This is a genomic window from Pseudonocardia sp. D17 (assembly GCF_036984265.1).
In the GTDB taxonomy this organism is placed as follows: domain Bacteria; phylum Actinomycetota; class Actinomycetes; order Mycobacteriales; family Pseudonocardiaceae; genus Pseudonocardia; species Pseudonocardia benzenivorans.
Window position 1 is genome coordinate 34331 of the sequence record NZ_BPRG01000168.1, and the last position, 17450, is coordinate 51780.

The window sequence follows — 17450 nt, forward strand, 5'->3', positions numbered from 1 at the left end:
ACCTCGGCACCGTCACACCCACGATGCAGAATCAGGCCTTTGGGGTCGGCCACCACCGGTCTCGATCACGGCCCGACCGACGGCGGACGAACCGCCTGACCGTCCACCCGGGACCAGAACGCCGTCAGGGCGCGAGCCGCCGGGTCCGGGTGCGTCACCGGCCACCAGTGCCCGACCTCGGCGAGCTCCGCGATCTCGGCACCGGCCGCCGCGGCCGCGGACCGGTGCTGCGCAGGCGTGCCGCTGGCGTGCCCGACGTCCGCGAGAGCGACCAGGGCCAGACCGGGCCGCTGCCGCGCCTCGGCGAGGTCGCGGCCCGCGTCGGCCATGACGGGCTGGACCGCTGATCGCAGGAGCGAGAGCACCGCCCGTCCCATGCCGTCGTCCATGCCGGCGGCCACGCGTTCCGCGGCCGCGCCGGTCATCCCGAGCGCGCGGACGACCTCCAGCCGCTGCGCGAGCGTGCCGCCGAAGAGCTCCTTCACCGAGGCCTCGCCCGCCCCTTCCTGTTGCCACACCTGGGCCCGCGCGTGCCAGACGTAGTCCGGGTCGAAGAGGCCGAGTGCATCCGACGCCCAACTGCGGATCAGATCGGGGCGCGTCATCGCGATCTGGACGACGTGCGCGCCACCCCAGTCGTGACCGACGAGATCGACGGGCTCCCGGAACTGCTCCAGCCGCGCGGCGAGCCAGTCACGGTACCCCTCGACCGTGGCGGAGAAGTCGTCCGACGCAGGCACCCCGAATCCGGGCGGGGACAGCGCCACCGCGTCGTCCCGACCGAGCGCGGCGATCAGCGGTCCCCACACGCCGGCGCTCTCGGGATTGCCGTGCACGAGTACCAGGGGAACGGACATGATCACTCCTTACTTGCGTGTATGTATGCAAGTAAATGTAGCAGTGGTAGACGCCGGAGACCACCGCCGGAAGCTACGGCGTGACCGCGAACGCCCCGCGGACCGAGCGCGCCGCCTCCTGGATGAGGGCAGGGACGTCGCGGACCGGAGGTTCGGCGATGAGTTGCAGCCCTGTCCCCCGGACCAGGCCGACGATCAGCACGGCGGCGGCGGCCGGGTTCGCGTCGGGTCGGACGGACCCGTCGGCGACGCCCTGGCGGACCACGTCCGCCAGCAGCTGCCGGAAGTCGGCGTCCCGGCGGGCGAACAGCGGAGCCAGCACGGGGGCGGCCGCGATCGCCTCGCCCCACAGTTGCAGGAACGCGCGCGCCGAGGGTGTCCGCCGCACGACGTTGCGCAGGTACGCCTCGATGATCCGCACCAGGTGGTCCAGGCCGTCTCCCTGGTAGCCGGGGATGTCGAACCGCTGCGCCTGGTCGACCACGGCTTCCAACAGCCGTTCCCGGCTGCCGAAATGGTGGTAGACGATGCCGCGGCTGTACCCGGCGGCTTCCCCGACCTCGGCGAGCGTGACGGCTCGGGACCCGCTGCGCGCTATGAGCGCCATCGCCGCGTCCAGCACGCGCCGTTCGGTCTCGGCCCGCCGTTGCTCCTGCGTCCGCCTGGCCGGCCGATCGGTCATGCGTCGTCCCCCCGGCCGGCCTCGCTGTCGACGAGATGTGCCACGGCGTCCTCCCGCAGGTGCCCCGCCATCCGACCTCGATGCCATTGGTCGCCGAGAGGACCGACGCGGGGCGTGATCATGGAACCAGCGGGGACCAGGCCTCTGAGCTGGGGAGAAGCTCCTCCGACTGGACTCGAACCAGTAACCCTGCGATTAACAGTCGCATGCTCTGCCAATTGAGCTACGGAGGACCGCTTGTGTCGCCGAGGCCGTGCCTCACCGACGTGCAGAACTCTAGCGCACCCGTTCGGACGCACCGTCCCGGGGGGCTGCCCCCGCCAGCACGCCTGACGACCTGCACTGGGGCAGGATGGGGTCATCACGGGCGACCTGCGGAGGCGACATGCTGAAGTTGTTGTTGGGTGCGGCCGTCGGTTACGTGTTGGGCGCGCGGGCCGGCCACGAGCGGTACGAGCAGTTGGTGCGCGCGTACCAGCGCGTCACCGACCATCCTGCGGTGCAGGGCGCGGCGGGGGTGGTGCGGGCGCGCGTCGACGAGGCGGTCAACGGGCGCAGGCACGCCGACGCGTCGAGCAACGGCCGCGGTCACTGATTCTGCGCCGACGATCGCGACGGCGGCCGGCCCGGGACAGCTCCCGCGGCCCGGTCGTCGTCAGGATCGCTTGTGCGCCACCGCGAACAGCCTGCGGAACGGGAACCAGGTCGAGCCGTCGGCATTGGCGGGGGACGCCTCGCGCAGCCGCGGGGCGAGCTCGGCGCGGAAGTCGTCGTAGCCCGCAGGGTCGAGCGCGTCGCGGACGGGGCGCAGCGCGGTCGCGGTGATCCAGGTGAGGACGGGGTCCTCGCCGGTGAGCCGCTGCAGGTAGGTGGTCTCCCAGACGTCCACGTCGACACCGGGGCGGCCGATCAGCTCGGCGTACTCGGCGGGCTCCCCCACGGCGAGCGTGTCGCGGACGGTGATGCCGCGGGCGGCGGCGAGCTCGCGGACCAACACGTGCGACGGCGCGCCGAAGTTGCCCGGGACCTGCATCGCGAACCATGCGCCGGGCGCGAGCGCGTCGATCCAGCGCGGGAGCAGCTCGCGGTGCGTCGGCACCCACTGCAGGACGGCGTTGGTGACGACGACGTCGACATCCGGCCCGGGCGACCAGGACTCGACGGCGGTCAACGAGGCGTCGATCCCGCGCTCGCGGGCCGCGGCGACCATGTCGGGCGAGGAGTCGAGGGCCTCCACGACGGCGTCGGGCCACCGCCGGACCAGCACCTCGGTCAGGTGCCCGGGCCCGCACCCCAGGTCGACGACCCGGCGCGGCGACTCGGCGCGCACCCGCGCGACGAGGTCGAAGAACGGGCGCGAGCGCGCGTCGTCGAACGTCAGGTAGAGCGTCGGGTCCCAGGTCGTGCCGGTCATCCCTGCCGCGCCTTCCGCGCCACCTCGAGGGCGAGTCGACGCACGAGATCGGGGTCCGTACCCGGGTCGGCACGGACCTGGAGGACGGTGCCGTCGGCACCGGGGACCTTGCGCTGCAGGAACCACGCGCCGCCACCGGGCAGGTCGCGGTGATGTCGCGACGTGATCGAACCCGTGACACGCTCGTGCACCAGCTGCGGGACCTTGCCTGGGTCCTCGAGCCGCAGCCTGCGCGGCGGCAGGTCGGTGAGCAGCACGACGCCGTCCTCGACCGTCTCGGTCGCCTCGGTGACGACGAGCGCTCCCCCGCCCCAGACCGCCTTGCTGACCAGGTGCCAGCTGATTCGGCGAGGGGCGTCGCCGGGCAGCCAGATCCCCCACGACGTCACGACGACGTGGCTGCCGCCGACGATCGGGGCGACCGCGAGGACCCGCTCCTCGGGTTCGAGTGTGGCGTCGAAGCCCGCGGGCAACTCACCCCGGCCGGTGACGATCTGGGTGATGCGGCTCACCAGACCCATCAGACAGCGGCTCCCATCGCCTTGTCGCGCAACGCTATCCGGTACTGCTCGAGCGGGACGAGATCGCCGAAGAGCTGGTGGTAGGCGTCGGCCTCCTCGACCGGGTTGGTGCGCTGCAGCCGCGCCTTGAGCTCGGCGATCTGCGCCTCGACCAGCGCCAGCCGCACCCCGGCCACGACGCTGGCGACGTAGCGCGCCTCGTCGGTGAGCCCGTTGCCGTTGCTGCTCGCGCGGGCGGTCTTGCGCGGCAGCTGCATCGGCTCGACGGCCAGCTCGTGGACGAGGCCGCGGAACTCGGGGGCGCACTCGGCGCCGACGGCCTCGATCCAGGCGGGCCCGGACAACCCGGCGCAGACGCCGCCCGCGGCGGCGATCGCGCGGTGCACGCCCGCGAACGCGGGATGGCTGAAGGCGGCCTCGGGCAGCTCGTCGTAGGCGGGTCCCGCGATCGCGGGCTCCTGCAGCGCGGCCTTGACGGCCTCGCGCTGCAGGTGCAGCCGCGGGTCGTCCTTGGGCGGGGCCCCGACGGGCGGCGCGGACCGCCGGCCGCGGACCGGCTCGGCAGGCGCCCCCGCCGTCTCGCGGACCCGGCGGACCACCATCGCGATGTCGTCCCAGCTGGTCCACCCCGCGAGGCGGCGCGCGTACTCGTCGCGCAGGTCCTCCCGACGGATCCGGGCGACGAGCGGGACACAGCGCTGCAGCGCCGCGACGCGGCCCTCGGCGGTGTCGAGGTCGTGCTCGCGCAGCATCGAGCGGATCGCGAACTCGAACAGCGGCTCCCGGCGCGCGACGAGGTCGCGCACGGCGGTGTCGCCGCCGGACTGCCGCAGCTCGCAGGGATCCTGCCCGTCGGGTGCGATGGAGACGAACGTCTGCGCGGCGAAGCTCTGGTCGCCCTCGAACGCCTTGAGCGCGGCGGCCTGGCCCGCGGCGTCGCCGTCGAAGGTGTAGATCACCTCGCCGAGGTCGAAGCTGTCGTCGCCGATCAGCCTGCGGATCACCGACACGTGCTCGGCGCCGAAGGCCGTCCCACAGGACGCGACGGCCGTCGGGACACCGGCGAGGTGCATGGCCATCACGTCGGTGTAGCCCTCGACGACGACGACCTGCCGACGCCTCGCGATCTCGCGTTTGGCCAGGTCGAGCCCGAACAGGACGTGGGTCTTGCGGTAGACGGGCGTCTCGGTCGTGTTGAGGTACTTGGCCTCGATGCCGTCGTCGTCGAAGAGCCGCCGCGCGCCGAAGCCGACGACGTCGCCCCCGAGGTCGCGGATCGGCCACAGCAGCCTGCGGTGGAACCGGTCGATCGGGCCCCGCCTGCCCTCCTTGGACAGCCCCGCCTTCATCAGCTCGTCGAGGCCGAACCCGGCGGCGAGCAGGTGCTTGGTGAGCAGGTCCCAGCCCGCCGGGGCGTAGCCGCAGCCGAAGGTGGCCGCCGCGGCCGAGTCGAACCCGCGGGCGGTGAGGAACTGCAGCGCGGGCGCGGCCTCGGGAGTCCGCAGCTGCTCGGCGTAGAACTCGGCGGCCTTGCGGTTGGCCTCGAGCAGCCGGGTGCGGGTGCCGCGGTCGCGCTGGACGGAGCTGCCGCCACCCTCGTAGTTCAGCCGCACGCCGACCTTCTCGGCGAGCCGCTCGACGGCCTCGACGAACCCGACGACCTCGATCTTCATGACGAAGTCGATGACGCTGCCGCCCTCGCCGCACCCGAAGCAGTGGAACGTGCCGTGGGTGGGCCGGACGTTGAACGACGGGGTCTTCTCGTCGTGGAAGGGGCACAGACCCTTCAGCGACCCGGCGCCGGCGCGGCGCAGTGCGACGTACTCGCCGACGACCTCGTCGATCCGGGCGCGGTCGCGGACCTCGGCGATGTCGCTGTCCCGGATCCGCCCTGCCACGGGCACGAGTCTAGGCCGACCGTGCGGGACGTGGCCGCACGGCTCAGGTCGCGAGGACCAGGCAGAACGGATGGCCGACCGGGTCGAGGTAGACACGGAAGGACGTCCCGGGCTGCACGTCGGCCTTGGCGGCGCCGATGCCGAGGACGAACTCCTCACCGGCGTCGAGGTCGGGGACGTCGAAGTCGACGTGCATCTGCTGGGGATGCTCCTGGGAGGGCCAGCGGGGCGGGCGGTAGCCGTCGACCCGCTGGCAGGCGATCGTGACGGGACCGTCGGCGACGAGCTCGCGCCAGTCCTCGTCGGAGTCGCCCTCGCTCACGGGCCAGCCGGTGAGCGCGGAGTAGAAGCCGATGAGGGCGTCGGCATCGGGGCAGTCGAGCGCGACGACGGACAGACGTGGACGCGGGTGCGGGGCGGTCACCGTCTCGACGGTAGTCGGGCGGGCGCCGGTTCGTCCTGGTCGAGGAACCACGGGACGCAGGTCATGACGACGAACAGCAGGATCGCGGCGGAGACGGCGACCGAGTCGAGGACGGTGTGCACCATGACTCCACCGTGCGTCGGGAGACCGTGGCGCGGCTGCGGGCGGGCTGGGAGGGGGCTGAGAAACCGCGAGGAATCGCAGAAGCCGGCTCTCAGACTGCGAGGGGCCGCGTCACCTGCTCGACGACCTCGGGTGACCTGCGCGGCTGCGGGATCATCGGCTGCGGGGTCATCGGCCCCGCCGCGTCGAGGGCGTCGGCCGGGACGGCCCCGCGGTCGGCGTAGAGCGGCAGGGCGGCCATCGCCAGCAGCACGAGGATGCCGGCGCCACCGGCGAGGACGGTCAGGACGTCCGACACGATGCTCATACCCGGTCATCCCCCGCCGACCTGCCGCCGTTACGCCGATCAGCGCAATCCTCGGCGTGTCGTCGGTGCGTCATTCGGTCGAGTGAGTGCGCGGCCGCCGCTGCGCGCGCAGGAACTCCTCGAAGGTGCCGACGCCGTCGGCGTGCTCCGGGGTGGTGTGCGCACCGCTGCGGAAACCGCGCCCGATGCCGCCCGGCAGCCGCAGCCCGACGACGCGCCGCCGCGTCCCGGTCGCCGTGAGCCAGGCCCTCGCGAGGTCGGCCATGTCGCGCACCTGGGGGCCGCCGAGGTCGGTGGCCCGGCCCGCGGGCGGCGCGGTTGCGAGCTCGGCCAGGCGGGCGGCGACGTCGTCGACGGCGATCGGCTGGAACGGCGTGTGCGCGAGCACCGGCAGGACGCCCGTCCTCGACCCGGCCGCGAAGATCGTCGCGAGCAGGTCGTGGAACTGCGTGGCCCGCAGGATCGTCCAGGGCAGGGCGCTGCCGGTGATCACGCGCTCCGCCGCCAGCTTCGCCTTGTAGTAGGGCAGCGGCACGTCCTCGATCCCGACGATCGACACGTACACCAGGTGTGGCCGGCCCGCGCGGGTGGCGGCGTCGACGAGGGTGCGGGTCGTGTCCGCGTCGCCCTTCGGCGCGGTCGCGCAGTGCACGACGACGTCGGCGCCGCGCACGGCGTCGTCGATCCCGGCGCCGGTGCGCAGGTCGCCGACGACGCGGCCGGGCCCCGCGGTGCGGCTGAGCACCCGTGGCGCGAGACCCTCGGCGCGCAGCCGCTCGACGAGGGCGCGGCCCAGTGTTCCGGTGCCTCCGGTGACGAGGAGGTCCATCGTGGTTCCCTTCTCTCGGTCGGTCACCGTGGGGACGGGGTGCCGCCCACGGTCGTGACGGCAGGGCGGTGTGACGCTCGTCGCTCCCGTAGCGTCGGGGTGGTGACCGTCGACGTCGACACCTTCGAGTCGCACCGCGCCCACCTGCTCCGCGTCGGTTACCGCATCACCGGCAGCCGCTCCGACGCCGAGGACGCCGTCCAGGAGGCGTGGCTGCGCTTCGCGGCCCAGGACCCCGCCACGATCGACGAGCCGCGCGCCTGGCTGACGACCGTCGTCGGTCGGCTGTGCCTGGACAGGCTGCGGTCCGCCGCGGCGCGCCGGGAGCGCTACGTCGGCCCCTGGCTGCCCGAGCCGCTGGTCACCACGCCCGCCGACGACGACCCGCTCGCGGAGGTCGTGCGGGACGAGGGGGTGCGCATGGCGGCGATGGTCGTCCTCGAACGGCTCACGCCGCCGCAGCGGGTCGCGCTCGTCCTGCACGAGGCGCTGGACCTGCCGTTCGCCCGCATCGCCGAGGTCCTCGACTGCTCGGAGGCCACCGCGCGCCAGCACGCGAGCCGGGCACGGCGCATCGTCGCCGACGCCGACGTCCCGCCGCCCGCGTCGAGCGCCGAACAGCTGGCGGTCCTCCATGCCTTCGCCGACGCGCTGGCCAGGGCCGACACCGACGGCATCGTCGCGCTGCTGCATCCGGACGTCGTGCTGCTGGCCGACAGCGACGGCCGGGTGTCCGCCGCGCGCCGGCCCATCGTCGGACCCGCCGACGTCACCCGGCTGTTCCTGGGCCTGCTGCGCAAGTACGGCGACGGTCTGTTGGCGGACTGGGAGCCGATCCTCGTCAACGGCGAGCCGGGCGTGCGGACCCCGGCGGTCGGGACGGCACCGGCGTCGGTCGCAGTGCTCTCCGTCACAGACGGCCGGATTCGCGCGATGTATCAGGTGGTCAACCCGGACAAACTCTGAGCACCGTCGCGGCCCGGCGGACGCCGCCGTGTCGGTCCCGGATCCGGGGCCGCCCGCACCCCAGGATTCGCGGGTGCGAACGGTACGTGCGTGGCGACGGTGGGTCCCGGTTCTGGCGGCAGCGGCCGCCCTCTCGACAACGATCTCGGGGTGTGCCGCGTTGCGGACCACCCCGTTCGAACTGCCCGGCGCCGCCGCGCCCGGTGCTCCCGCCGCACCCGGTGCGCCCGTCGCGCCCGCCGCCACCGGTGACGCCGCCACGGCGCTCGCCGCCCTGCCCGTCAAGGGCCGCGCGCCCAAGACCGGCTACACCCGCGACAAGTTCGGCGCCGCCTGGACCGACGTCGACCACAACGGCTGCGACCAGCGCAACGACGTCCTCGCCCGGGACATGACGGGCGAGACCTTCAAGCCGGGCACCCACGACTGCGTCGTGCTGACCGGGTCGCTGCACGACCCCTACACCGGCAAGAACATCTCCTTCGTGCGCGGCCAGGGCACCAGCGAGGCCGTGCAGATCGACCACGTCGTCGCGCTGTCGGACGCCTGGCAGAAGGGCGCCCAGCAGCTCGATCCCGCGACCCGCACCCTGCTGGGCAACGACCCGCTCAACCTCCTCGCCGTCGACGGGCCGACGAACCAGTCCAAGGGCGACGGCGACGCCGCCACCTGGCTGCCGCCGACGAAGTCCTACCGCTGCGACTACGTCGCCCGGCAGGTCGCCGTGAAGCAGAAGTACGGGCTGTGGGTCACCGCGGCCGAGCGCGACGCGATCGCCGGCGTCCTGGCCGGCTGTCCCGGCGAGCCGCTCCCGCCGGACAGCACGATCCGCCGCTGATCCCGCCGTCGCGTCCCGCCGCGAGCGGCGGCCCGGGACTCCCCGGCCCGGCTCGCCGCCGCCGCCCGGCCCGCAACGGTCCGGCCCGGCCCGCCCGCCCGGCTCGTGAGCGGCGATGGTGGCGATGGCGACTATCGCCGCTCACGGAGCTCGCAGGCCGCGGCGAAGCCCTGGTCGGTGATCCCCAGGGCGTGGTTGCTGCGGGCGCGCATGTTCTCCAGGGCGATCGCGTGCGTCAGCTCGACGACACCCGCGCGGCCGAAGGCCCGCTCCAGCTCGGCGACCTGGTCGTCGGTGACGGTCGTCGGCGTGGCGGTCATGGCGTCGGCGTAGCCGATCGCGAGCCGCTCGGCCGCGGAGTAGAGCGGATCGGTGGCGTAGGAGTCGATGTGGCGCAACCGGTCGGTGTCCAGACCCTGCAGCCGCTGCAGCATCGTCCCGAAGTCGACGCACCACGAGCAGCCGACCTGCGTCGCCGTCCGGTAGACGGCGAGCTCGCGCACCGGAGCGGGCAGCACCGTCGCCGCCTTCTCGTAGGCCAGCTCCGACACCAGCCCGGCCCAGAACAGCTTCGGGTGGTGGCGGGACACGGCGAACGGTTCGGGAACCTCGCCGAAGCGGCGCCGCGCCATCCGGTAGACCAGCCGTCCGACCGGGCCGGCGTCCTGCTCGGCCACCACGGGGATTCGTGCCATCGTTCGCCTCCGTCGTCTCGTCCGTCGAGGGGACGCCTTCAGGACGGGACGGGACCGCGGTTCGTGACAGCGCGCATCAGAGCCGGCGCAGCCGCGCGTGCCAGGACAGCGCCTGCTGGTCGGTGAGCATCGCGATCTGGTCGACGACGACGCGCAGCCGCGCCGGGTCGTCGGACGCGGCCGCCCAGTCCTCGGCGCGGACCGGGTCGAGGCTCCCCGGTGCCCCCGCCAGCAGCGACGCGGCGAGCTCGGCGAGCAGCTCGCGCTGGCGGGCCTGCATCGCCAACCGCGCCGGGTCCTTCATGACGTAGCGGACGGCGACCGCCTTGAGCAGCGCGACCTCGGCGGCGGCCCCGGCGGGCACGACGAGGTCGGCCGTGTAGCGGGTGAGCGCCGCGTCGGGGTCGGGCTGGGCGTCGAGCGTGGCGTCGGTGGCCGCGCGGACGAACCGTCCGACGAGCTCGCTGGTGAGCACCTTGAGCGCGACGTGCGCGCGCGCCGGTGCCGACGGCCCGTGGAACCCGCGGACGCCGTCGACCGCGGGCAGCGCCAGCAGCTGGTCGGCGGCCCGTTGCAGCGCATCGGGATCCGCCCCGAAGTTCGCGACGGCCAGCGCCGCGAGGGCGTCGCGCTCGTCGGTATCGGCCAGTGCGGCGAGGTCGATGCGGCCGGCGAGGATGCCGTCCTCGACGTCGTGCACCGAGTAGGCGACGTCGTCGGACCAGTCCATGATCTGCGCCTCGATGCAGCGCCGCCGCGGCGGTGCGCCGTCGCGGACCCAGTCGAGCACCGCGCGGTCGGCCTCGTACGCGCCGTACTTGCGCACCCCCGGCCCGCCGACCCACGGATACTTCGCCGCGGCGTCGAGGGCGGCCCGGGTCAGGTTGAGCCCGCCCGCGTGGTCGCCGTGGCCGACCTTGGGCTCGAGCCGGGTGAGGATCCGCAGGGTCTGGGCATTGCCCTCGAACCCGCCGCACGCCCGCGCGATCTCGTCGAGCGCGCGTTCGCCGTTGTGCCCGAAGGGCGGGTGCCCGATGTCGTGGGCGAGCCCGGCGGTGTCGACGACGTCGGGGTCGGCGCCCAGCTCCTCGGCGATCCCCCGGCCGATCTGGGCGACCTCGAGCGAGTGCGTCAGCCGGGTGCGCGGGATGCCGGTGATCTCCGCGCCCTCCCCGGGTCCGACGACCTGCGTCTTGCCCGCGAGCCTGCGCAGCGCCGCGGAGTGCAGCACGCGGGCCCGGTCGCGGGCGAACGGGCTGCGCCGCTCGGGCCGGCCGCCGGCCGCGGTCTTCGGTTCCTCGGGCAGCATCCGGGCGCGGGCGTGCTCGTCGTAGCCCCGGTCGGTCGGCACGGCGAGATCGGAGGGGCCGCTCATCCCAGGCCGGTGTCCTCGGTGTCGGCGGGCGCCTTGGTGATCCGGTAGAACAGCAGCGCCCCCGTCTCGCGGACGATGTAGCGGGCCTGCGTCTCGCGGCTCTGCACCACCGGGCCGCTGCGCGTCGGCGACGTCCAGGCGTCGAGCCCGGAGTCCTCGGCCATCGTGCGCGCCCGCAGCGAGTGCCACGGGTCGCTGACCAGGATCGCGGTGTGCCAGCCGCCGGTGCGGGCCACCGCGGCGACGGCCTGCAGGCTGGCCAGGGTGTCCGACCCCTCCCCCACCGCGACCACGGCCGCCGCCGGCACGCCCTTGGCGAGCAGGTAGCGCCTGCCCGCGGACGCCTCGGTGTACTCGTCGCCCGCCCGGTTGCCGCCGACGGTCACGATCCGCGGCGCGAGACCCTGCCGGTACAGCGCCGCGGCGTGGTCGAGGCGGGCGGCGAAGATCGGGCTGGGGTTGCCGTCGTACTGGGCGGCGCCGAGGACGATGACGGCGTCGGCCGGGGTGTCGTGGTCGGTGCGCGCGGTCTCCCAGACCCGGAACGCGGTACCGACGACGATGATCACCGCCACCAGCACCCCGCCGAGCACGATGCGCAGCGGCCAGCGCATCCGGCTGCGGGCCGGGGGCTCCTGCGGCCGCGCCCCGGGCTGCAGGTGGCGCGGCCGGGCACCGGAGCGGGTCGGGGGCACCCGGTCGGGTTCGGAGAGGTAGCGCCGTGTGGGGCCGCCCGCACGACGCTCGGGCGACGTGCGCGGATCACGCCCGTCGCGACGCAGGGGAACGGTCGGGGCCGCACGGCCCCCGCCTGCCCGCCACGGCGGGCGGGGTCCCGTCACCCGCCGATCCGCCCGTCGGAGGCGGCGAGCGCGCTCGCGGTGCGCCCGGAGCGGGCGGCGATCACCTGCGCGACGATCGACACGGCCGTCTCGGCCGGGGTGCGGGCGCCGAGGTCGAGCCCGACGGGGCCGTAGATCGAGTCGATCTCCGCGTCGGAGAGACCCTTGGTCCGGAGCCGGCCGCGGCGGGCGGACTGCGTGCGGCGCGAGCCCAGCGCGCCGATGAACCCGCGGCCACCGCGCACCCCCTCGATCAGGACGGCGTCGAACCTGGGGGCGTGGTCGAGCAGGACGACGACGTCGGCGTCGGAGAACCCGGCGACGGCGGCCAGCGCCTCGTCGAGCTCGGCGACGGTGCGTGCACCCCAGCCCAGCAGCGCGGCCTGTGCGAGCAGGGCCTCCCCGATCGCGCCGGACCCGACGACGACGATCGTCGGCACCGGGACCCACAGGTCGGCCAGGACGTCGACATCCGCGGCGGTGAACCGCTCGGTCGCGGTCGCGCCGCGGCGCAGCAGCCCGCGGACGTGCGCGATGCCCGCCTCGTCGGCCTCCCCCGACCCGAGCGTGCCGTGGGCCTGCTCCAGTTCGGGGCCGGTGAGCACCAGCGCCGCCGTCCCGTCGGCGGGCGAGAGCAGCGCCGCCGGGACGCCGCCCTCGAGCGCGGCACCCAGTGCCGCGGCGAGCTCGGCGGGCAGCGGATGCCCGAGCAGCGTCGCGCCGCCGGCGCAGGCCAGGCCCGCGGCGAGCCCCGCCGCCTCGGACACGTGCGCCTCGCCGGTGCGGGGCCCGGCCGCGGCCTCGGCCGCGAGAGGGCGGACCGTGTCGTCGAGCGCGCCGCGATAGAGCACCCCCACGGCGTCCCCGCCGGGCGTCGACGCGACGAGCTGACCGGACTCGACGGTCCCGAATCCGTGCCGGTCGAGCACCCGGACGACCCCCACCGCCGGCATCCCGGCGCCCGCCCAGCGCTGCAGCGCGCGACCGAGCTCGCGGCGCGGATCGGCGGCGGACGAGGAGGAGGGAGCGGTCGTGGCGGTCACACCGACCAGGGTAGCGACCGGCGCCGACGGCGGGCCGCACGCGAGCCGGGCGCGTCCCGCCGGGCGGTCAACCGGTCGGGAGCGTGCGTTTGAGGGCGAAGATCGCGATCCGCACGACGATCGCGTCGACCAGCAGCGCGGCGAAGGCCCAGCCGTCGAACAGGCCGCCGAGGGGGCGGCCGGCGGCCAGGGCCAGCACGCTCGGCAGCAGGAACGTCGCGACGCCGATCGCGCCCGCCACGGCGGCCGACAGCAGTGGGACCGGCTGCGCCGCAGGGGTTCGCAACGTCCGCGCGAGCATCCCGGCGATCACCAGGTCCACGACCACGAGCACCGCGTCGATGATCGCGAGCCGCGAGTCGTCCCAGAGCCGGACCGCGTGGACCGCGTGCACCGCCGCCGACACGACGAGCAGCACGAGGAGGATCTGCGGAGCGGTGATCGCGCGGAGCCGGTTCACGACCGCCAGTCTCCCCGGTCGCACGCGACGGCCGGTCCCGAGGGCCACCGTCCCGCCGGAATACCCCATGGGGGTATCAGGTTGGATCGGTCATGATGGACACCCTGACGTACCGGACGGCCGAGAGGTGGGTCGACGAGGGCCTCCCGCTGGAGGCGCTGGAGATGCTGGAGCCGCGGGCCGAGGAGCTGCGGGCGACCGCCGGCGGCGCGCTGCTGCTCGGGCGCGCCTACTACCGCTCCGCGCAGCTGCGCAAGGCCGAGGCGGAGCTGCGCCTGGCCGTGGAGCTCGCGCCGGCGGACGCCTACGCCCGCTACCTGCTGGGCCGCACGTTGCAGCGGCAGAGCCGGCACGCCGAGGCCCTGCCGCACCTGCGCCTGGCCGCGGCCCAGGACCCCGGCTACGCCGGGGACCGCGACGCCTGCGCCGCGCGCGTGGGCTGACCGGCCGGGAAGGGGCCGGCACCCGTCAGAGCCAGCCGTTGCCGTCCGCGATGCGGACGGCCTCGGCACGGGTGCGCGCGTCGGTCTTGCCGATCGCCGACGAGAGGTGGTTGCGGACCGTGCCCTCCGACAGGTGCAGCCGCCGCGCGATGTCGGCGACGGTCGCGCCGTCGGCCGCTGCGACGAGGACGTCGCGCTCGCGCTCGGTCAGCGGGCTGGTCCCCTGGCTCAGCGACTCCGCGGCGAGCGCCGGGTCGACGACGCGTAGCCCCGCGTGCACCCGGCGGACCGCGTCGACGAGCTGCTCGGGCGGTGAGTCCTTGACGACGAACCCCGCCGCCCCGGCCCGCATCGCCCGCGCGAGGTAGCCGGGGCGGCCGAACGTCGTGAGCACCACCACCCGGCAGGACGGGAGCTGCTCGTGCAGCAGCGCGGCCGCGGCGAGGCCGTCGATGCCGGGCATCTGCACGTCGAGCAGCGCGACGTCGGGCTTCGTCCGCGCCGCGGCGGGCCCGACCTCGTCGCCCGTGCCGACCTGGGCGACGATCTCGATGTCGGGTTCCAGGCCCAGCATCGCGGCGAGCGCCCCGCGGACGAGGGCCTGGTCGTCGGCCAGCAGGACGCGGATCGGGTCGGTCACCGCGCGGCTCCGGGGTCCCCGGCGGGCCCGGCGACGGTGGCGGTGTCGGTGTCGGTGTCGGTGTCGGTGACGGCGCCGGCCGGGTCGCCGGGGGTCCGGGCCGTCGTGCGGACGGTACGGCCCTTGTGCCGCACCGGCGGGCACGTCGCGACGAGCCGCCAGCCACCGCGCTCCCCCGGCCCCGCGTCGACCCAGCCGCCGATCGCGGCGACCCGCTCGGCCAAGCCGGACAGCCCGTTCCCGGCCGGGGTGGCGTCCGGGGCGCCGACACCGTCGTCGACGACCTCGATCGAGTCCGGGGTCAGCCGCACCGTGACCCGCTCCGCGCCGCTGTGGCGGATCGCGTTGGTGACGCCCTCGCGCAGTACGTGGGCGAAGACCTGCTGGCGCTCGGCGGGGACGTCGTCGACCGCGCGCGGCAGGTCGGCCCGGATCTCCGCGGCGCGCAACGCCCCCCGCGCCCCGGCGAGCTCGGCGGCCAGCGACGCGACGCGGTGCGCCGAGATCGTCGCGCGGACGTCGGTCAGTGCCTGGCGGCCGAGGCGTTCGACGTCGGCGACCTCGTCGGCGGCGCGCTCGTCGTCGCCACGCTCGAGCAGCCTGCGGGCGAGTCCGGCCTTGACGGTGATCGTCGTGAGCGAGTGCCCGAGTACGTCGTGCAGGTCGCGGGCCATCCGGTCGCGTTCCTCGGCGACGGCCAGCCGCGCGAGCTCCTCGCGGGCCGTGCGCAGCTCGCTGTTGGCCCTGATCAGGCCGAACATGCCGATCATCGCCAGCGTCATCGCGACGACACCGACGACCGCGCCCACGTCGATCGCGCCGAACTCCCAGCGGTAGAGCCCGATGGCCACGACGACGACGGCCAGCGCCACGACCGCAGAGGTCCGCCGCGCCAGCAGTGCCATCACCGCGACGACCAGGAAGCTGATCGTGTAGAGGACGCCGCCGTCGCTTCCGCCCGCACCCAGCCCCGCGACCATCCCGACCCACAGCGCGGCCATGCCGACCACCGTCACCACCGACACGAGCCTGCGCCCGGCCCACATCGCGTAGTAGAGGCCGCCGCAGTACCCGGCGATGTAGGCGACGACATCGAGCACGAGCAGGACGCGCAGCAGCGTCGGGTGCTGCGAGACCGCCGCTGCGTACACCCACGGCAGCAGCAGCAACGACCAGCCCGCCGCGATCGGCAGCCACTTGCGCAGCGAAAGGTGCGTCGGGTCGACGGGACCGCCGTCGTCGCGTGCTCGCCCGAGTCCCCGTGCACGGGCCGTCATGGGCTCCACGCTAGACCCGCAGTGCGTCGCGTCGGTACCGGACGGCCACCAGCCCGCCCGCGACGACCAGCCACGCGAGCATGACCGCCATGCCCTGCAGCGGCACCGCCTCCCCGGTCGCCTGGCCCCGCGCGATCTCGGCGAGCCAGTAGCTGGGCAGCGCGTGGGCGACGGTCGCCAACGCCGAGGGCAGGATGCTCGCCGGGATGAGGACGCCGCCGAGCAGGCTGAACAGCAGCATCGTCACCGTCGACATGCCCTGCGCGGAGTCCTGCGTCGCGCTCATGCCGACCAGCAGGCCGATCGCCGCGAACGGCAGCACCCCGAGCCAGGCTGCGGCGCCGACGCGCACCCACTCGACCGCCGTCAGGTCGACGTGCTTGACGACGACGGCCACCAGGAACGTCAGCACCAGCGCGGGCAGCGCCACGAGCATCGCGACGGCCGCCTTCACCGCCAGGTACGCCCAGCCGGGCAACGGGGTGAGCCGCAGCTGGCGGTTCCAGCCGACCGCACGCTCCACGGCGACCCGCCCGCCGGTGCTGATCGACGCCGAGATCGCCCCGAAGGCGGCCATGTTCAGCATCAGCACGACGGTGACCGCCGTGGCGTCGGCCCCGGTGGCGTAGAGGCCGGAGAAGAGGAGGAAGTACACGACCGGGAAGCCGACCGTGAAGATCAGGAACCGCGGCGAGCGGAGGACCCGCCGCACCTCGGACGTGAGCAGGACTCCCATGGTTCAGGCTCCCTGGGTGACGGGCTCGGCGGCGGTCAGGGCGACGAAGGCGTCCTCCAGGCCGTGGGCGGCGACCTCGATGTCGCGCGCGGCGGGGTACGCGGCGAGCAGCGCCCGCAGCGCGGCGTCGGAGTCGGCACAGACCAGCCGCGTGCGCGGGCCCTGTGCGTCGACGTCGGTGACCCCCGGCAGGGCGGCCAGGCCGGCCGGGTCGGCCCCGGGGACGACCGCGCTGACGACCCGGCCCGCCGCCAGTGCCCGCACCGCCGCGACCGACCCGTCGGCCACGACGCGCCCGGAGCGCAGCAGCACGACGCGGTCGGCGAACTCCTCGGCCTCGGCGAGGTAGTGCGTCGCGAACAGGACCGTGCGCCCGTCGGCGGCGAGCCGGTGCATCGACGCCCAGAACTCGCGGCGGGCGGCGACGTCCATCGCGACGGTCGGCTCATCGAGGACCAGCAGGTCGGGGTTGCAGGTCAGCGCCACGGCGAACCGCACGCGCTGCTTCTGCCCACCGGAGAGCTTCCCGAAGCGGTTGTCCGCGATGTCGGTGATCCCGGTGCGCGCCATGACGTCGGCCGGGTCGAGCGGCGACGGGAAGAGCGCGGCCGAGAGCCGGACGAGCTCGCCCGGCGTGATGTCCTCTGGGAAGCCGCCGGACTGCAGCATCGCCCCGACCAGTCCCCGGTTCATCGCCTCGCGCGGCGTGCGGCCGAACAGCGCCACCTCGCCCGCGTCGGGCCGGGTGAGCCCGAGCAGGGTGTCGATCGTCGTCGACTTGCCCGCGCCGTTCGGCCCCAGCAGCGCGACGACCTCCCCGGGCGCGATCGTCAGGTCGAGGCTGTCGACCGCCCGGACCTGCCCGTAGCTCTTGGTGAGGTCGGTGATCCGGACGGCGGCGCCGACGTCGGTGGTCTGCGTCATGAACACGACCCTCGCCGGTGGCCGCCGCGCGGGCCGGGAGCGGACGTCACGAACCCCGGGTGACGGATGTCATGATCGGCTCCGGGAACTCGGCACGCGCCCCGTTCGTCCGATCTGTGACGGCCGAGCCGTCGACGTCACCCCGCCTGCCTCCGA

22 protein-coding genes and 1 tRNA gene are annotated in these 17450 nt (G+C 74.7%); 4 read left to right on the forward strand and 19 right to left on the reverse strand.

The window, feature by feature from the left end:
- Window positions 1-65: 65 nt before the first annotated feature.
- The 3 genes from PSD17_RS23805 to PSD17_RS23815 form a co-directional block, all read right to left on the reverse strand.
- Entirely contained in the window at window positions 66-857 is a 792-nt protein-coding gene (locus tag PSD17_RS23805; protein ID WP_103381422.1) for an alpha/beta fold hydrolase, read from the reverse strand.
- 73 nt (window positions 858-930) lie between these two features.
- On the reverse strand, window positions 931-1539 hold the full coding sequence (locus PSD17_RS23810) for a TetR/AcrR family transcriptional regulator (RefSeq protein ID WP_339124592.1): 609 nt from the start codon (window positions 1537-1539) through the stop codon (window positions 931-933).
- A gap of 160 nt (window positions 1540-1699) precedes the next feature.
- Window positions 1700-1772 (reverse strand) — tRNA-Asn (locus PSD17_RS23815).
- 152 nt (window positions 1773-1924) lie between these two features.
- Here PSD17_RS23815 and PSD17_RS23820 point away from each other — a divergent pair.
- Entirely contained in the window at window positions 1925-2134 is a 210-nt protein-coding gene (locus tag PSD17_RS23820) for a hypothetical protein (RefSeq protein WP_013676516.1), read from the forward strand.
- Window positions 2135-2194: 60 nt separating this feature from the next.
- Here PSD17_RS23820 and PSD17_RS23825 read toward each other — a convergent pair whose 3' ends face one another.
- The 7 genes from PSD17_RS23825 to PSD17_RS23855 all read right to left on the reverse strand — a co-directional run bounded on the left by PSD17_RS23825 (window position 2195) and on the right by PSD17_RS23855 (window position 7055).
- The gene (locus PSD17_RS23825) at window positions 2195-2953 is read right to left on the reverse strand and encodes a trans-aconitate 2-methyltransferase (protein WP_339124593.1); all 759 of its coding nucleotides are present in this window, start codon (window positions 2951-2953) and stop codon (window positions 2195-2197) included.
- Window positions 2950-3474: a hypothetical protein gene (locus tag PSD17_RS23830; protein WP_339124594.1), complete on the reverse strand. Its 525-nt coding sequence runs from the start codon at window positions 3472-3474 to the stop codon at window positions 2950-2952. Before PSD17_RS23830 ends, PSD17_RS23825 begins: the two co-directional genes overlap by 4 nt.
- Window positions 3474-5372 carry a DNA primase gene (dnaG, locus tag PSD17_RS23835; RefSeq protein ID WP_339124595.1) on the reverse strand — a complete coding sequence of 633 codons (1899 nt, stop codon included), beginning with the start codon at window positions 5370-5372 and terminating at the stop codon, window positions 3474-3476. The genes PSD17_RS23830 and dnaG overlap by 1 nt, the downstream gene beginning before the upstream one ends.
- 43 nt (window positions 5373-5415) lie before the next feature.
- Window positions 5416-5796, reverse strand: a complete 381-nt coding sequence (locus PSD17_RS23840) for a VOC family protein (protein WP_339124596.1) — start codon at window positions 5794-5796, stop codon at window positions 5416-5418.
- Complete coding sequence (locus tag PSD17_RS23845) at window positions 5793-5921, reverse strand: hypothetical protein (protein WP_013676521.1); 129 nt, start codon at window positions 5919-5921, stop codon at window positions 5793-5795. Before PSD17_RS23845 ends, PSD17_RS23840 begins: the two co-directional genes overlap by 4 nt.
- Before the next feature lie 89 nt (window positions 5922-6010).
- Entirely contained in the window at window positions 6011-6226 is a 216-nt protein-coding gene (locus PSD17_RS23850; RefSeq protein WP_013676522.1) for a hypothetical protein, read from the reverse strand.
- A 70-nt stretch (window positions 6227-6296) separates the two neighbouring features.
- A complete protein-coding gene (locus PSD17_RS23855) occupies window positions 6297-7055 on the reverse strand; it encodes an SDR family oxidoreductase (protein ID WP_339124696.1) in 759 nt (252 codons plus the stop codon).
- A 102-nt stretch (window positions 7056-7157) separates the two neighbouring features.
- Here PSD17_RS23855 and sigJ point away from each other — a divergent pair, with 102 nt between their 5' ends.
- Together sigJ and PSD17_RS23865 are read left to right on the forward strand one after the other, a co-directional pair.
- Entirely contained in the window at window positions 7158-8021 is an 864-nt protein-coding gene (gene sigJ / locus PSD17_RS23860; protein WP_339124598.1) for an RNA polymerase sigma factor SigJ, read from the forward strand.
- A gap of 160 nt (window positions 8022-8181) precedes the next feature.
- A complete protein-coding gene (locus PSD17_RS23865) occupies window positions 8182-8859 on the forward strand; it encodes an HNH endonuclease family protein (RefSeq protein ID WP_199796704.1) in 678 nt (225 codons plus the stop codon).
- A gap of 131 nt (window positions 8860-8990) precedes the next feature.
- Here the strand turns inward: PSD17_RS23865 and PSD17_RS23870 are convergent, their stop codons facing one another.
- The 5 genes from PSD17_RS23870 to PSD17_RS23890 form a co-directional block, all read right to left on the reverse strand.
- Window positions 8991-9554, reverse strand: coding sequence for a carboxymuconolactone decarboxylase family protein (locus tag PSD17_RS23870; protein WP_339124599.1), 564 nt, complete (start codon window positions 9552-9554; stop codon window positions 8991-8993).
- A gap of 76 nt (window positions 9555-9630) precedes the next feature.
- Window positions 9631-10929: a deoxyguanosinetriphosphate triphosphohydrolase gene (locus PSD17_RS23875; protein ID WP_013676526.1), complete on the reverse strand. Its 1299-nt coding sequence runs from the start codon at window positions 10927-10929 to the stop codon at window positions 9631-9633.
- Window positions 10926-11543, reverse strand: coding sequence for a YdcF family protein (locus PSD17_RS23880; protein ID WP_013676527.1), 618 nt, complete (start codon window positions 11541-11543; stop codon window positions 10926-10928). Before PSD17_RS23880 ends, PSD17_RS23875 begins: the two co-directional genes overlap by 4 nt.
- 224 nt (window positions 11544-11767) lie before the next feature.
- Window positions 11768-12814, reverse strand: a complete 1047-nt coding sequence (locus tag PSD17_RS23885) for an XdhC family protein (RefSeq protein WP_339124601.1) — start codon at window positions 12812-12814, stop codon at window positions 11768-11770.
- 67 nt (window positions 12815-12881) lie between these two features.
- A complete protein-coding gene (locus tag PSD17_RS23890; protein ID WP_013676529.1) occupies window positions 12882-13274 on the reverse strand; it encodes a hypothetical protein in 393 nt (130 codons plus the stop codon).
- 92 nt (window positions 13275-13366) lie between these two features.
- Here PSD17_RS23890 and PSD17_RS23895 point away from each other — a divergent pair, with 92 nt between their 5' ends.
- A complete protein-coding gene (locus tag PSD17_RS23895; RefSeq protein ID WP_013676530.1) occupies window positions 13367-13717 on the forward strand; it encodes a hypothetical protein in 351 nt (116 codons plus the stop codon).
- A 25-nt stretch (window positions 13718-13742) separates the two neighbouring features.
- Here the strand turns inward: PSD17_RS23895 and PSD17_RS23900 are convergent, their stop codons facing one another.
- The 4 genes from PSD17_RS23900 to PSD17_RS23915 are packed head-to-tail and all read right to left on the reverse strand — an operon-like array spanning window position 13743 to window position 17294.
- Window positions 13743-14357, reverse strand: coding sequence for a response regulator transcription factor (locus PSD17_RS23900; protein ID WP_013676531.1), 615 nt, complete (start codon window positions 14355-14357; stop codon window positions 13743-13745).
- Entirely contained in the window at window positions 14354-15634 is a 1281-nt protein-coding gene (locus tag PSD17_RS23905) for a sensor histidine kinase (protein WP_339124602.1), read from the reverse strand. Before PSD17_RS23905 ends, PSD17_RS23900 begins: the two co-directional genes overlap by 4 nt.
- Window positions 15635-15644: 10 nt before the next feature.
- On the reverse strand, window positions 15645-16370 hold the full coding sequence (locus PSD17_RS23910) for an ABC transporter permease (protein WP_339124603.1): 726 nt from the start codon (window positions 16368-16370) through the stop codon (window positions 15645-15647).
- 3 nt (window positions 16371-16373) lie between these two features.
- Window positions 16374-17294 (reverse strand): ABC transporter ATP-binding protein, encoded by a 921-nt coding sequence (locus PSD17_RS23915; RefSeq protein WP_339124604.1) that lies wholly within the window; start codon window positions 17292-17294, stop codon window positions 16374-16376.
- Window positions 17295-17450: the final 156 nt, after the last annotated feature.